The sequence below is a fragment of the Sphingomonas kyeonggiensis genome, from assembly GCF_030812785.1.
Classification (GTDB): domain Bacteria; phylum Pseudomonadota; class Alphaproteobacteria; order Sphingomonadales; family Sphingomonadaceae; genus Sphingomonas; species Sphingomonas kyeonggiensis_B.
In genome coordinates this window covers 1,165,692-1,181,287 of record NZ_JAUSTJ010000003.1, presented here as the reverse complement: position 1 = coordinate 1,181,287, position 15,596 = coordinate 1,165,692, and the positions used below count along the sequence as shown (strand labels likewise).

Genomic DNA, 15,596 nt, shown 5'->3' with positions numbered 1-15,596 from the left:
CAGGAGGCGGCAATGGCAAGCGCGACCGAATTGCTCGACGACACGACCGACCACCCCTTCCTCACCGGCATCCACACGCCGATGCGCGCGGAGCTGACCCTAACCGACCTTCCCGTCACCGGCACGATCCCGCCGGCGCTGAACGGGCAATATATGCGCATCGGCCCCAATCCGGTGAAGCCCGATCCGAAGGGCTATCACTGGTTCATCGGCGACGGCATGGTCCACGGCCTGGCGATCCGCGACGGCAAGGCGAGCTGGTACCGCAACCGCTGGATCCGCTCGACCCCAGCCGCCGCGGCGCTGGGTGAGGCCCCTGCCCCCGGCCCGCGCCATGGCGGCTTCGACACGGTGAACACCAATGTGCTGGAGATCGCCGGCGAGATCCTGGCGCTGGTCGAGGCCGGCAGCACGCCGGTGACGCTGTCGCGCGACATGGAGAAACAGGCCTACAGCGATTTCGGCGGCACGCTGGCGGGCACCTTCACCGCCCATCCCCACCGCGATCCGCGGACCGGCGAGCAGCATGCGATCACCTATGCGGCGATGGCGCCGAACCTGGTCCATCACGTGGTGATCTCGCCCGAGGGCAAGGTGGTGCGCGAGGAGCCGATCGCGGTGGAGCATGGCCCGTCGATCCACGACTGCGCCTTCACCGCGCGCTATGCGGTGGTGATGGACCTCCCGGTGACCTTCTCGCTGGCCGAGGCGATGCGCGGCACCCGCTACCCCTATCGCTGGAACCCCGAGCATCGCGCCCGGATCGGCCTGCTCGCCCGCGACGGCCGCGGCGAGGACACGATCTGGATCGAGATCGAGCGCTGCTACATCTTCCACACCGCCAATGCCTATGACCTGCCCGATGGCCGGGTGGTGCTCGACGCGGTGACCTATGACAGCATGTTCGCCGGCGAGCCCGGCGGGCCCGACCAGAACCCGCGCGGGCTGGAGCGTTTCATCCTCGATCCAGTGGCCGGCACCGCCGAGCGGCACATGCTCGATGCGTCGCCGCAGGAATTCCCGCGGCCGGACGAACGCCTGTTTGGCCAGCCCTATCGCTATGCCTATACGATGGCGCTGGCGGAGGACCGGTTCGCGATCGCCGGCACGCGGCTCTACAAGCATGACCTGGAGGCCGGTACCCGCCAGGTCCACGAGTTCGGCGCGGGCCGGCATCCGGGCGAGTTCGTCTTCGTCCCCGCCGGGCCCGATGCCGGCGAGGACGAGGGCTGGCTGATCGGGTTGGTGATCGACCTGCCGCACGAGACCACCGACCTGGTGATCCTCGATGCGCAGGATTTCGAAGGCGAACCGGTGGCGAGCGTGCGGCTGCCGCACCGCGTGCCGCCTGGGTTCCATGGGAACTGGATCGCGGGGTGAGTGAGGCTGCTCCCCCTACTGGAAGATAATTCTCCCCTCCCTGGAAGGGAGGGGTCGGGGGGTCGGGTCCGGGCGATACTGTTACCGACCGCATAAACTCACCGTCACGCGGTCAAATACCCACCCCCAGCCCCTCCCTTGCAGGGAGGGGAGTCAGGGAAGTGCCCCCCTTCCCTCATCCCCGCGAAGGCGGGGATCCAGAGTTATAAAGGGTGTCCCGCCGCCACTCTGGATCCCCGCCTTCGCGGGGATGACGGTATTGGTTTTGGGAGGCCGCCTTCCTTCGACCGGCCAGAAAAATCCGCATTCCGCCCTTCCCGGCCTAACCACTCGCTAACCAGCGCTGGGCTACACCCTCCGGGTGAACAGCCAGACGACCTCGCAATTCGCCCGGCCGCGCATCGATGCGCGTGCGCTTCTGGGCCTGTACGACCCGGCGGACACCACCGACTGGGGGCCGATCCGTGCTGCCCAGCTCCATGCCGGCAGCCAGCTGGCGCTGTTCATGCTTGCCGCCAATGTGATCGGCGCGTCGCTCGTCACGATGATCCTCGCGCCGCTGGTGCCGCTGTGGCAGCTGGCGAGCTGGAGCGCGATCGTCGCCGCGGTCGGCGCCGCCGTCGCCTTTCGCCGGCTCGCCAGGCGTCACCGCGAAGCGGTGACCGCCCCGCTGAGCGACGTGCGCGATACGGTGCTCGACGGCATCGCGCTGGGCGCGGTCTGGTCGATCGCGCCGCTCGCCTTCGGCCATGCGGTGGACGCCAATGCCGCGCTCGGCCTGTGGATCGTCCTGTCGCTGCTGATGACCGCCAGCGCCGTGGCGATGGCCGCGCTGCCGCTCGCCACCATCATTTTCGTCTCGATCGTCGGCGGCGCGCTGGTGGTGACGCTGTCGCTGATCGCCTCGCCGATGCTGGCGGCCGCCTCCGCGATCTTCACCGTGCTGCTCGCGATGGCGACCTTTGCCCGCGGCAAGGCGCTGGTGGTGATCCGCGCCGGCGAGATCGCCATTGCCGAGCGCGACGAGACCTTGAGCCTGCTCCTGCGCGAAGGCGAGCGCGACGGGGAAGCCGACTGGCTGTGGGAAATCGATGCGCAGCGCCGCGTGGCGCGCGCCAATCCGCGCTTCTCCAAGTCGCTGGGCCTCGACCCCAAGGCGATCAACGGCATGCCCTTCCTCCAGGTGCTGGCCGGCCCGACCTGGGAAGACGGCAATTTCGCCGCCGGCCTGCGCGAGCTGGCCGAGAAGCTGAAGACGCGCGAGCCGTTCCACGACCTGCTGCTCCCCGTCCTCGTCCATGGCGAGGAGCGCTGGTGGGAGATGTCGGCGAGCCCGCGCTATGACGATGCGAACGCGTTCATCGGCTTCCGCGGTGTCGGCTCGGACGTGACCGAGGCGCGCAAGTCGGCCGACCAGATCAGCAAGATGGCGCGCTTCGACACCCTGACCGGCCTGCCCAACCGCCTGCTGCTCAACGAGACGCTGGCCCGGGCGATGGGCGAGGCCGAGAAATGGGGGTCGCGCTGCGCCTTCATGATGATCGACCTCGATCGCTTCAAGGCAGTGAACGACACGCTGGGCCATCCGGTGGGCGACCGGCTGCTGATGCGCGTCTCCGAGCGGCTCAAGCATCTGATGAGCGAGAACGAGATGGTCGGGCGGCTCGGTGGCGACGAGTTCGCCGTGGTGGTACGCGACGCGACCGACACCGCCGGCATCGAGCGGCTGGCCCAGGCGATCATCGACACGGTCTCGCGCCCCTATGAGATCGACCAGAACACGCTGTTCATCGGCGCCTCGGTCGGCCTGGCCGTCGGCCCGCGCGACGGGCGCACCGCCGAGATGCTGATCCGCTCGGCCGACCTGGCGCTCTATCGCTCCAAGGATACCGGCGGCGGCGCCTTCCATTGCTACGAGCCGCAGCTCCACATGGCGGCCGAGGAGCGCCGCGTGCTCGAGATCGCGCTGCGCGGCGCGGTCGAGAATGGCGAGATGCACCTCAACTACCAGCCGGTGGTGAGCGCCGCGACGGGCGGGCTGATGGGCTTCGAGGCGCTGCTGCGCTGGACGCATCCCGAGTTCGGCGTGGTCTCCCCCGCCAAGTTCGTGCCGCTGGCCGAGGATGCCCGGCTGATCCCGCAGATCGGCGAATGGGTGCTGCGCACCGCCTGCGACGAGGCGGCGAAGTGGGATTCCAATATCCGTGTGGCGGTGAACGTCAGCCCCGAGCAGCTCCATTCGCCGAGCTTCGCGACGATGGTGGCGCAGGCGCTCGCCCAGTCGGGCCTGCCCGCCGAGCGGCTCGAGCTGGAAGTGACCGAGAGCGTATTCATGCGCGAGGGCACCCAGGCGATCCATGTGCTGGAGAAGGTGCTGGAGCTGGGCGTGCGGCTGAGCCTGGACGATTTCGGCACCGGCTATTCCTCGCTGGGCTATCTGGCGCACACCAGGTTCAGCTCGATCAAGATCGACCGCAGCTTCGTGCAGGGCGCATCCAAGGGCACCAAGGAAGCGATCGCGATCATCCGCGCGGTGGTGGCGCTCGCCGACAGCCTGGGCATGGCGACCACCGCCGAAGGCGTGGAGACCGAGGAGGAGCACCACATGGTCCAGCAGCTCGGCTGCACCAAGGTGCAGGGCTATTATTTCGGCCGCCCGCTGCCCGTGCAGGAAGCGCGCGTGCTGGCCATCAGTCCGCAGGGCGGGGCCAGCGCCGCGGCCTAGCGCGCGCCGCCGAACTCGCTGAGGTCATTGATCATGTGGGTCACCGGCACGCCCATGGCGCTCTGGATAGTCATGAGCCGCTGATAGGCGGTATTGCGGCGCTCGATCAGGGCGTCGAGCTCGCGCTGGACCAGAAGGCCCTGGCGGACTTCCTTCACGCGGGTGGCGATTTCTCCGTCCAGCTGGCGCAGCTGCACCCGCAGATCGTGCACCACATCCCCGATTTCGATCATTCCGCTGCTCCCATGCCGGTCGCGCCGAACCTGATCGTTGCACTCCCGCCCCGCAAGCGCATCGAACCGTATCGGACCGTTTAGACGCGACGCCTGTTCACGCGCGGTCCGCTTCGATACGCCGCACCCACATCCCCGGGAGAGTCGAGATGGCGAGCAGGCAGTACAGTATCTTCGCCGACTATTTTCAGTTCTATCTGTGGGACGCGGGCGCGATGCCGGAACCGCCCACCGACTATGCCGAGGCGGACCTGCGCAACCGGATCAAGGCTGCGCCCTTCGTGGTGGTGATCCAGCCGGTACGGAACATGGACGTGCCCGTGACGCTGGATATCGCCGATATGGCGCCGGCGCTCGACCTCTCCGCCTGGGACCATGTCGCCGAGGCCAGCCTCGACCTGCCTTCGGGACGCCTCGAGATCCATGAATGCACAAGCGGCTCGATCGACATCGTCGACATCGCGCCGGGCAGCTACCGCGTCCGCGCCTGCTTCGCGGGGCTCGGGACATTGAGCGAGGACGGGCTCGACGGCGATGACCGCTATCATCTCACGCTCTGGCCGGCACCGGCGACACCGGTGGAGGTGCTAAAGCGATATGAGGAAAAGGCCCCCTGAGGTTGCAGGGGGCCACAACTCGCGCCTCACGGAAGATTGGCGAAGGGCTCCGTGGTGCTCGCGAACAGCTCCACCTTGTCGTCCGGGGCGCTCTCGACCTTGTGCATCGTATTGATCGAGACGTGCGGCCAGACGATGCGGCCGGGCAGGCCGCTGGTCCGCGGATCGAAGTCGAGCATCACGATCTGGAGATATTGGAGGCGCAGCTTCGGCTTGCCCTGGCTGTCGGTCTCCGCGAGCTCCTGGATCCAGAAAGTCGAGCGCATCGACGAGGCGTTGGCCTGCTTGACGATGAAGGGGATGTTGTGGATCCCGCCCGTTTCCGCTTCGGTGTCGACGGCGAGCGTCGTGGTGCGGAGGATGTCGACGCCTTCATTGGCCCGCTTGAGCAGCTCGGCCGGATGGACCGGATCGAACACGCCCTCGAACGGATTGTCATGGAAGTGCTTGTAGGGGGCGAGGTACGGGCTTTCGAGGTCCTGCCTGACCTTCAGCGGCAGGCCGCTGACATCGGGGATGACCGGCGGGCCGGCCGTGACCGGGGCGCTCCGGCCGAGCGCGAGGACGGCGTCGCCATGCGGAACGCTGCCGAGCCGGGCGATGTCGAACCCGTCGGTGACCTGGTCGAGCATGTTGAGCCACAAGCCGGGCTCGTGGTGGATCGTGTTCCCGGGCGGGCTGGTCGGCCCCAGGACGTTGCTGTGCGGGAAATCGGCGGTCGCGATCTGGTCGGTGACCTGCTCATAATCGAGCGCCATCAGCGACTGATCGGCCTGGATCCCCGCAGCGGTCAGGCCGCGATTGGGCACGCCCTTGTCGACCAGGTCGAAGACGAGCGTCTCGTTATACTGGTTCAGCAGCAAGCGGTAATCGATCGGCGAGCCCGGGCGCGTCTCGAACGGCAGGGCAATCATGTTCCAGCCCCTGCCCTCGAGCCCGCCTTCGTTCTTCCAGACGCCCGGCAGCAGCGCGAGCGGGCCGAGAAGCTTTTCTCCGCGCCGCGCCGTCTGGAGGGTACGGCCCCCATCCTTCAGGGCCATGAGAGTTGCCCGACTGAATGCCATCACCGCTTCCCCTTGCTCTTCCGACGGAATTGCCCCGCGCCTAGACGCCTTCGACCAGCAGCCTGGTGTCGGGCAGCTTCTCGAGATACGGGATTTCGAGGTCCGGCCGGGCCATGCGGGTCAGCGCGTTGAGCGCCGCGGCGATCGCGCCCTCCTGCCAGCCCGGCAGCGAGGACAGCTGGTCGCCGATCACGAAGAACACCGGATCGGACAGCTTGCCCTTCGCGTCATGGACGCCGGTGCCCTGGCTCAGAATGTTGAAGTGCTTCACGGCGTCCTTGCCGACGGACTGCCAATAAGCCCAGCCACCCTTGATATAGGGCATGTTCTGCCACGCGATCGCGAGCCCGTCGTGCAGCCCGTTGCCGAAGCGCTTGCCGAATTGCCGCGCACCCTCGCGCGCCATGTCGAGCCGCTCGCTTACCGGTTTCCTGCCCCACTCATAGGCGGTCTGGCTGAAATTATACGCGCCGGTCAGCACGCCCTTGCGGTCGTGATAGCCGGTCGAGGGATACCAGATCTGGACGATCGGATGCGAGGTCCAGCTGATCCCACCGAAGATCGGCACGACGCCCTCCTCGCTGTCGGGCGCGACCAGCGTGTTGAGCTTGAGGTCGTCCTCATGATCATGGGTGATGAGCTTGCCCTGCCACAGCGTGCGGTCGCCCTGCCAGCCGACCTTGGTGGTCACGGCGAGGAACTTGTCCTGATATTTGCCCTCAGCGTTGGTGCGCGGCCGGGCTTGCGCGGCATAGACTGCCTTGAGCCCCTTCTTGAACGGAAGTGCGAAGCCGCTCTTGTCGCCACTGCCCTGCAATTCCTTGGACAGCAGCTTCTCGAGGAACGGCATCGCGATGTTCGAGAAGCAATAGTCGGCGCGATACTCGATCGTCTCCTTGCTGCCGATCTTGGCGACCTGCACCACGAACTCGCGTTTCTTCGCATCCCAGTCGATCGAGGTCACGGGACTGTTGAGGTGGATCATCCCGCCCAGCGTCGCCACCTGGCGGGCAAAGGCGCGCTGGACTTGGTCCATGCCGCCGACCGGCTGGAAGATCGTCTGCTGCCAGAGGAAGTCGACCGGCTGATAGAAGCGCGTCTGCGCCCAATATTCCGACGCGAGCAGGTCCTGGAGCTTGATCGCCTCGGCGATCTCGCCCACCGCCACGCCGGGCAGGACGTCGAACCCGGCACGCGAGATCGCATTCTCGAAGCCTGCATTGCCGGCAGTGGGCGCATAGCGGCCCTCGTCGTCCAGCTCGCCGAAGCTCACCATCAGCGACTGGAGCTTCTCGGCCAGCGACTTTTGCTGGCTCTTGGGGATCGCCAGGCTGGGCGCGTCGATCAGCTCGGACGCATGCTCATGCACCAGCTGCGCGATCCAGCCGCGCAGATTGTGGTCGATCTGCCGATAGACCCGGGGCTTACCCTTGAGCGGCCCGGTGTCCATATGGACGAGGTTCGACATCGAATTCATCACATAGATTTCAACCGCGACCCCGAATTCGCGGAGATAGTTGAGCAGCCGCTTGTGCGCCGAGGGAATGCGGCCGGGGCCCGCGTTCAGATAGGGCTCGGAATCGCCGACCGGCCATTCGAAGCGGACGACCTGGGTCTCGCCCGGCTCCGACCCGAACAGCGCATCGTCCTTGTCCTCGGTCAGCGTATCGCCGGTGCGCAGCGAGAGGCACCGCCCGCCGGTCCGGCTCTGCGCCTCGAGGATCGTGACTTCCATGCCGGTCTTGTGGAACAGCAGCTCATAGGCCGTGGTCAGCCCGGCAACGCCGGCGCCGAGAATGAGCGCGCGCTTGCCCTTGAAGCTGCCCTCCTCCAGCTCGATCGGACCCGGGGTGATCCGCATCTGCGCATTGGTCGCCTCCGCGAGCTCGGCCCATGCGGAAGCATTGGGGTGCGACCGCAGATAGTCCGCGCGGCTGATCCTGATCGTCATGTTTCTTCCCCCGCCCCTCAGATCCCGGCAGATCATCGCCGCGAATCATCAGCGGAAGAATGCCGACTTATTTTGTGAAGCCAAATATAGTTTGATCAATTACATCTGAATTGGATCATAATTCATCGTAAACATGAATATTACACATTTGGCACAACGATACTGCACGCTCCGCTCCCGCGGATATGACGGTCGCCATCGATGCACCGCATCGGATGTAATCCCGAGGTTGGAACGCGCGGCAGGTACGTCGCGCCGCGCTGATTTCGCGACCAGTCGCGTCAGGATGCAATTCCGCCAGGCGATACTTGCGATTACTCTGCCGGCGACCTGAAGATCGCGAGGAGCGCGTATGGGTATTGCCCCTTCCACCCGTCCCGGCCGGCCGCCGATGCCGAGCATGCTGCCACCGCAGCCCGGTCCGTTCCTCAGCGACGCCAATTACGAGACCGGCACGGCCAATCCGCGGCTGCGTCACGATCCGGGCGCGGGCGCGTGGCGCTCCAAGCCGATCACGGCGGGCGCCGTGGCGCAGCGCACGGCAATCCAGGCGGTGCTGGGCGTGCCGACCATGGTCTATCCCGGCATCAACGCCACCCGGCACATGCAGCATTATCTGAACAACACCGGCCGGGACTATGAGATCGACCTGGAGGACATGATCGCCTCCGTGCCCACCGCGAAACGCGCGATGATCGCGGAGTTCCGCCAGGCCCAGCGCTTCATCAGCGGGCTGCCCAACGGCACGCATTATTTCACCTCACGCTCCGGCGAGAGCGCCTACAACTACAAGGGCGAAAGCGCCGACTGGTTCTTCGCGATCGGCGGCTACACCTATTGGGGCAAGGGCATGGCGAAGATCTCCGCCGGCACCATCGGGCGGCGGTTCGAGGTCGATTTCGAATATCATTTCTATGACCGCTACAACTGGGACGGCGGCAAGAAGGTCACGATCGGCGGCATCGAGGTGACCGACGAATTCATGGGCGAATTCCACCGCCAGGGCCTGGCGCGGGAATTCGACTGCCACGGCAAGATCGAGCGCCACTTCACCTGGGAAGGTGCCGCCACGCCCGGCGAGGAAGCGATCCTCAAGAAGCCGGGCCGCTGATGCGAGGCTCCTTGCCCATGCTGCTGGCCCTGTTCGCCGCGGCCTGTTCCAACGTGGCGGACGGCAATGCCGCCACCTCCCCTTCCAACAGCAGCGAGGTTTCGATGCAGGACGCGCAGTCCGTGGCCAGGCAGATCGGCGTGACCTTCCCGGCCGGCGCCAAGGTGGAGCATGCCGACAGGATCGAAGGCCGCGACAATGCCGCCCGCCTCGCGCTGGTGATGAGCAAAACGGACTGGGCCGGCTGGCGCGCCACGCTGGTGCCGGGCAATGCCCCGCCCTTCTCCGCCGATGCGAACTTCCACCTCGGGCCGGACGAAGGCGACTGGGCCCCCGGCAAGGCATCGGGGCTCACCACGGTGCAGGTGCCGTGGCGAGAGGGCAATGAATCGCTCAACCTCGGCTATGCGCCGACGAGCGACGACCAGGTGCGCGTCTTCCTGTTCTGGCACCAGCTCTAGGGAGCCGCGGCCGAAGGGGCCTTCCGCCTTCGGCCGCTCCCGATCAGCGCCAGCCGAGCGCCGGCGCGATATGGGTGAGGATGGCCTCCAGGATATGGGTGTTATACGCTACGCCCAGCTGGTTCGGCACGGTCAGCAGCAGCGTGTCCGCCTCGGCGATCGCCTCGTCCGCCCGCAGCTGCTCGATCAGCCTGTCCGGCTCGGCCGCATAGGAACGGCCGAACACGGCGCGCATATTGTCGATCTCGCCGATCTGGTCGCCATCGTCGCCGCGGCCGAAATAATCGCGGTCCTCATCGTTCATCAGCGCGAAGATCGAGCGCGATACGGAGACGCGCGGCTGCCAGCCATGCCCGGCCTGCTGCCAGGCTTCGCGGTACAGCCGGATCTGCCGGGCCTGCTGGATGTGGAAGGGCTCGCCGCTCTCGTCCGCCTTCAGGGTCGAGCTCTGCAGGTTCATCCCCTGCTGCGCGGCCCAGACCGCAGTCGCATCGGAAGCCGACCCCCACCAGATCCGCCGGCGCAGGCCCTCCGCATGCGGCTCGAGCCGGAGCAGGCCGGGCGGGTTCGGGAACATCGGCCGGGGATTGGGACGGGCGAAGCCCTCGCCCTTCAGCAGGTCGAGGAATACCTGCGCGTGGCGGCGCCCCATATCGGCGTCGCTCTCTCCCTCGGCGGGCGCATAGCCGAAATGCCGCCAGCCCTCGATGACCTGCTCGGGCGAGCCCCGGCTGATGCCGAGCTGAAGCCGTCCGCCGCTGATCAGGTCCGCCGCGCCGGCGTCCTCGGCCATGTAGAAAGGATTCTCGTAGCGCATGTCGATCACGCCGGTGCCGATCTCGATCCGGCGGGTCCTCGCGCCGATCGCGGCGAGCAGCGGAAAGGGCGAGGCCAGCTGCCGGGCAAAATGATGGACCCTGAAATAGGCGCCGTCCGCGCCGAGTTCCTCGGCGGCGACGGCCAGGTCGATCGACTGGAGCAGCACGTCGGAAGCCGAGCGCGTCGCCGAATAGGGCGCGCCCGACCAATGCCCGAACGAAAGAAAGCCGATCTTCTTCATGTCACGTCCCCGATATCGAACCCCAAGCCTTTGCCCCGGGTGATCCGTAGAGGAGATAGGCCTCGGCCACGCCGATCACATCGGCGCCGAGCGGCCGGAACGGAAACACATGGTTTCCGTCCGGAGCCGAATGCGGCGCATGTCCCCGGCCGCGCTCATCTTCAACATTACCAAAGTTTCATTTGAAGCGGTGCCGCATATTGGAGTTGCTATGTCTTGCGAGCGTAACCGGCAAAGTCCGCTGGTGTATCGCAAGGGGGTGTAGCGTGTCCCGGAAGTTAGCATTCGCGACGGCACTCATGATTGCAGTGCCCACACTCAGTTCGGCGTCGGAAACGGTAACCTATAGCTACGACGCGAAAGGCCGGCTGGTTAAGGTCGAGCGCGCCGGCACGGTGAACAACGGCGTCAAAGCCGAATATTCCCATGACAAGGCAGGCAATCGGACCAACGTGAAGGTCACCGGCGCGCCCTGACGCACGGCCGGACCGGGCGCTGATCGCCAGGCATAGTTTCCCGACAACCCTTACTAGTGGAACAGTCATGACGCACTCGACGCAGATCGAGCGCGCACCTTTGCGCGCGCGCCGTATGGCACTCTGCCTGACGACGATCCTCTGCTCCGGCCTGCTGGCCATCCCGGCATCGGCGCAGACGACCGGCCCCGCCCCGGTTCGCGAGTCCATCGATGCCAATGGCGTCGACCTGTTTCTGGGCAAATACAATTACGACGGCCCGGAACTGAGCGCCGGCCAGGATAGCTCCACGGGGCTCAGCTACAGGAGGGTGTATCGCGGCGGGGCCGGCGGGGACAACATCTGGGCCTCGCTGTATGTCTCGGGCAGCACGACCACCGTCTATTTCAACGGGCGGTCGGACTCCTTCACGCTTTCGGGCACCAGCTACGTCCCGACCGAGGGGAACGGCTCGTCGCTGACCCTGAGCGGCAGCATCTATACCTACACCAATCGGGATGGCACGCTCATCCATCTCGACAAGGCCAAGCAGGGTGCATATCCCGATCAGACCGTGGTCGGCCTCGCCACCGACGTGACCATGCCGTCGGGCGCGGTCCTGACCTACAGCTATGACAGCCTCTATTACTGCGTCAGCTACAAGCAGCTGTCGAACCGCTACACCTGCCTTCAGCACAATTATGCGTATCGCCCGGGAACGGTAACCAGCAAGGGCGGGTACACGCTGAAGTTCAACTACAACGCCATCGGTTCCTGGTCCGAGGCGGATGGCGACTTCCCGGACTTCACCACCTGGAGCTCGGCTGTCAGCGTGAGCATGACCAATACGGTCGTTGCCGGCGCCAGCACGCGCTCGCAGACCTTCGCGACGACCTGGAGCGGCGCGACGCGCTACACGACGGTGACGGACCCGATGTCGCGGGCGACCACCTATCGCTTCGCGACCAACGGGTTCGGCATCACGAGGCCCGGCAAGGCCGCCGAAGATCTGACCGTTGCATTCGACGGCTCGGGCAGGGTGGCCAGCCTGACCACGCCCGACGGGGTGACGACCTATGCCTATTCCGATGCCGGCGGCATCCGGACGACCACGGTAACCGATCCGGCGGGGCACGCGACCGTCTACACCTTCGACATCGCGCTGCAGCGTATGAAGTCCGTGACGACACCCGCCCCGATCAGCAAGAAGACGCAGTGGGACTATGACACGAGTGGCCGCGTCACCCGCGTGACGATGCCCGAGGGCAACTACACGCAATACACCTATGATGCCCGCGGCAACGTCACCGAAGCGCGGGCGGTGGCCAAGACGGGTCCGGGCGCAGGCGATATCGTGACGACCGCGGGCTTCGACGCCACCTGCACCAGCGCGGCAAAATGCAATCGCCCCAACTGGACGAAGGACGCCAACCTCAACCAGACCGACTATACCTATGACACCGCCACCGGGAACGTCCTGACCGTGACGGCGCCGGCCGCGACCTCGGGCGCGGTACGGCCAAAGACCACCTATTCCTACACGACCACGAATGGCGTCCAGTTGCTCACCGGCATTTCGGCCTGCCAGACCGGGGCGAGCTGCGCAGGAGGCGGCGACGAGGCGAAGACGACGATCGCCTATGGCAACAATCTGCTGCCGGTGACAGTGACCAAGGCGTCCGGCGACGGCGCCGTGAGCGCAACGACGACAATGGCCTATGACGACGTGGGCAATCGGATCAGCGTCGATGGCCCCCTGGCCGGATCCGACGACACGACCAGCTATCGCTACGACGCCGACCGCGAGGCCGTCGGCGTGATCGCCCCCGATCCCGACGGAGGCGGCCCGCGCAGGCGCCGGGCAACGCGGACGACGTACAACGCAAGGGGCATTCCCACGCAGGTCGAGGCCGGCATCGTCAACGGGACCAGCGATGCGGACTGGGCGGCATTCGCGCCGCAGCAGCAAATCTCCGCAACGCTCGACGCCTCGGACAGGAAGGCACAGGAGACGCTGAGCGCCGGAGGATCGACCTATGGCGTAACCCAGTACAGCTACGACGTAGCCGGGCGGCTGGACTGCACCGCGGTTCGCATGAACAGCAGCGCCTGGAACGCGTTGCCCGCATCCGCCTGCACCGCACAGGCAACCGGCAGCGATGGCCCCGACCGGATAACCAGATACACGTACGACAATGCCAACCGGCCGACCAAGGTCACCAATGCCTATGGCACCGCGGACGCCTCGGACGACGTCACGACCGGCTATACCGACAATGGCAGGACGGCTTCGCTCACCGACGCGAACGGCAATGTCACGACCTACGGCTACGACGCGTTCGACCGGCTATCGACGACGACCTATTCCGACAGCAGCTATGAGCAGCTGGGATATGATCCCGACGGCAACGTCACGAGCCGTCGCCTCCGCGACGGGACGAGCATCGGCTATGCGTATGATGCCCAGAACCGGCTGACCACCAAGACGCTGCCGGGAGGCGAACCGGCGGTGAACTACGCCCATGACCTGCTGGGCCGCCCGACAACGATCGCGAAGACGGGCTCGACGGTCACGCGGAGCTATGACGCCCTGTCACGCCTCACCAGCGAGACCCAGCCGTTCGGCACCCTCGGCTATCAATATGACGCGGCCGGCAACCGCACGCGGGTCAGCTGGTGGGACGGCTTCTACGTCACCTACGAGTATGACACGACCGGGCAGATGACGGCCATCAGGGAGAACGGCTCGGCCACCCTGGCCAGCTATGGCTATGACGACCTAGGACGCCGTACTTCCCTGACCCGCGGGAACGGCACCAGCACCAGCTACGGCTATGACCCCGCCTCGCGCCTGTCCGGCCTGAGCATCGACCTCGCCGGCACTGCGAGCGACCTGAACCTGGGATTCGGCTATAACGCCGCGTCCCAGATCACCTCGACGACCCGATCGAATGACGCCTATGCCTGGACGGGCGCCATCGATACCGATCGCAGCTACACCCCGAACATCCTCAACCAGTACAGCGCAGCGGGCGGAACCGGCTTCGGCTATGACGCACGCGGCAACCTGACCGCCTCGGGCGGCAATGGCTACAGCTACAGCGCCGAGAATCTGCTCAAGTCGGGCCCGGGCGTCACGCTCTATTATGACGGGTTCGGGCGGCTACTCGAATATGACACGGCGACGTCCACCCGCTTCGTCGATGATGGCGGGAACATCGCCGCGGAGGTCTCGAATCCCGAGGGGACCGTGCTGCGGCGCTATGTGTACGGCCCCAATCCCGACGAAGCGCTGCTGTGGTACGAAGGCGCCGGCACGAGCGACAGGCGCTGGCTGCACGCCGACGAGCGCGGTTCGGTGGTGACCGTGAGCGACGGCGCCGGGAACGTCATCGGCACGAACAGCTATGACGAATATGGCATCCCCGGTGCCGCGAACATCGGCAGGTTCCAATATACCGGTCAGGCGTGGCTGCCCGAGCTCGGCATGTATTACTACAAGGCGCGCATCTACTCGCCCACCCTCGGCCGGTTCATGCAGACCGACCCCATCGGATATCGGGATGGCATCAACTGGTACAACTACGTCGGCGGAGATCCCGTAAACAGGCGCGACCCGACTGGATTCAAATGCGAGGTAGACGACCAGGGCAATTCGAATGCCGACTGCAACATCACGGTCAACGCGCCACAGGCCCGGTCGTGGCTTCCGTGGGACCTGGGGACCTGGGGCCCCGTCGGAGGGCTGATCGAGAGCGCTCCCGGTGCGGGAGGCGGCGGCCTCTTCCTTCCTTCCCTGCCGCAAAGCACCCCTGCCCCGTGCCGACCAGTCAGCCATGGGACCACCGTGCAAGTTGGACTTTCCGCCCAGGGTACATGGGGAATCTTCTCGTATCAGGTGGCTGTCGGCGTCGCTTTCGACAGCCATGGTAACGTCGCCCTATATGGGAGCGGAGGCCCCGGTGGCGGCGTAGGCGGCGGGGGCGCGGCGGGCTTGTCGATTCAGGCGTCCAATGCACCCACCGTGCAGGACCTGGGCGGCGTCTTCGCCAACGGCAGCGGCGGCGGCGGCCTAGGCATCGGGGGAACGGTCGATGGCTTTGCCGGCTATGACCGCAGCGGGCAGCCGATCGTTGGTGGAGGCGTGACCGGAGGAGCAGGTGGCGGCGAAACATCCTTCGGCGGCGTCACCGATACCGTTGTATCGCCTTCATTGAATCTTCTGGGCAAGCCAACATGCTAAACAATACCCCTCCCCGGCCCTACGCAAGAATATTCAAGATACTATTCGTAGTCGCCTTTGTATGCGCATCGGCATCGATATTCATATATGGCAACTTCCTGATGATTAACCGCCCATATGCTCCCGTTGCGTCACTTGGATATGTCTATCCATTTTTGGGGAAAGGCGGCGCCATATACATTTCCAAGACCGACTATGCGATCATCATAGGCTCGGTAATTGCATTGATCGCCAGCATGATCGCCGCAAATCGGTTCGCCAGGATTGAAGCCGGCAGATGATCTTTGGCGGGGGCG

12 protein-coding genes are annotated in these 15,596 nt (G+C 65.8%); 8 read left to right on the top strand and 4 right to left on the bottom strand.

All coding sequences use genetic code 11. The features are described from left to right. Positions 1-12: 12 nt before the first annotated feature. Positions 13-1,380: an 8'-apo-carotenoid 13,14-cleaving dioxygenase gene (locus J2W22_RS22740; protein WP_307120553.1), complete on the top strand. Its 1,368-nt coding sequence runs from the start codon at positions 13-15 to the stop codon at positions 1,378-1,380. Between the two features lie 361 nt (positions 1,381-1,741). Then, positions 1,742-4,105, top strand: coding sequence for a putative bifunctional diguanylate cyclase/phosphodiesterase (locus tag J2W22_RS22735; RefSeq protein WP_307120552.1), 2,364 nt, complete (start codon positions 1,742-1,744; stop codon positions 4,103-4,105). Here the strand turns inward: J2W22_RS22735 and J2W22_RS22730 are convergent. Continuing rightward, positions 4,102-4,338 carry a hypothetical protein gene (locus J2W22_RS22730; RefSeq protein WP_307120551.1) on the bottom strand — a complete coding sequence of 79 codons (237 nt, stop codon included), beginning with the start codon at positions 4,336-4,338 and terminating at the stop codon, positions 4,102-4,104. The two genes, J2W22_RS22735 and J2W22_RS22730, sit on opposite strands and share 4 nt — an antisense overlap. A gap of 149 nt (positions 4,339-4,487) precedes the next feature. Here J2W22_RS22730 and J2W22_RS22725 point away from each other — a divergent pair, with 149 nt between their 5' ends. Then, a complete protein-coding gene (locus J2W22_RS22725) occupies positions 4,488-4,955 on the top strand; it encodes a hypothetical protein (RefSeq protein WP_307120550.1) in 468 nt (155 codons plus the stop codon). Positions 4,956-4,981: 26 nt separating this feature from the next. On the opposite strand, the gene J2W22_RS22720 is transcribed toward J2W22_RS22725, so the two are convergent. Both J2W22_RS22720 and J2W22_RS22715 read right to left on the bottom strand, forming a co-directional pair. Then, positions 4,982-5,995, bottom strand: coding sequence for a heme-binding protein (locus tag J2W22_RS22720; protein ID WP_307120549.1), 1,014 nt, complete (start codon positions 5,993-5,995; stop codon positions 4,982-4,984). Between the two features lie 64 nt (positions 5,996-6,059). After that, entirely contained in the window at positions 6,060-7,970 is a 1,911-nt protein-coding gene (locus tag J2W22_RS22715; protein WP_307120548.1) for a flavin monoamine oxidase family protein, read from the bottom strand. Positions 7,971-8,322: 352 nt separating this feature from the next. On the opposite strand from J2W22_RS22715, the gene J2W22_RS22710 reads away from it, so the two are divergent. Both J2W22_RS22710 and J2W22_RS22705 read left to right on the top strand, forming a co-directional pair. After that, on the top strand, positions 8,323-9,081 hold the full coding sequence (locus tag J2W22_RS22710; RefSeq protein WP_307120547.1) for a hypothetical protein: 759 nt from the start codon (positions 8,323-8,325) through the stop codon (positions 9,079-9,081). 17 nt (positions 9,082-9,098) lie between these two features. Continuing rightward, positions 9,099-9,542, top strand: a complete 444-nt coding sequence (locus tag J2W22_RS22705) for a hypothetical protein (protein ID WP_307120546.1) — start codon at positions 9,099-9,101, stop codon at positions 9,540-9,542. A 43-nt stretch (positions 9,543-9,585) separates the two neighbouring features. Here J2W22_RS22705 and J2W22_RS22700 read toward each other — a convergent pair whose 3' ends face one another. Beyond that, complete coding sequence (locus J2W22_RS22700) at positions 9,586-10,602, bottom strand: LLM class flavin-dependent oxidoreductase (protein ID WP_307120545.1); 1,017 nt, start codon at positions 10,600-10,602, stop codon at positions 9,586-9,588. Between the two features lie 308 nt (positions 10,603-10,910). Between J2W22_RS22700 and J2W22_RS22695 the strand changes: the two genes are divergently transcribed. The 3 genes from J2W22_RS22695 to J2W22_RS22685 all read left to right on the top strand — a co-directional run bounded on the left by J2W22_RS22695 (position 10,911) and on the right by J2W22_RS22685 (position 15,581). Next, entirely contained in the window at positions 10,911-11,078 is a 168-nt protein-coding gene (locus tag J2W22_RS22695) for a hypothetical protein (protein ID WP_307120544.1), read from the top strand. Positions 11,079-11,145: 67 nt separating this feature from the next. Continuing rightward, a complete protein-coding gene (locus J2W22_RS22690) occupies positions 11,146-15,300 on the top strand; it encodes an RHS repeat domain-containing protein (RefSeq protein WP_307120543.1) in 4,155 nt (1,384 codons plus the stop codon). After that, on the top strand, positions 15,294-15,581 hold the full coding sequence (locus tag J2W22_RS22685; RefSeq protein ID WP_307120542.1) for a hypothetical protein: 288 nt from the start codon (positions 15,294-15,296) through the stop codon (positions 15,579-15,581). Before J2W22_RS22690 ends, J2W22_RS22685 begins: the two co-directional genes overlap by 7 nt. Positions 15,582-15,596: the final 15 nt, after the last annotated feature.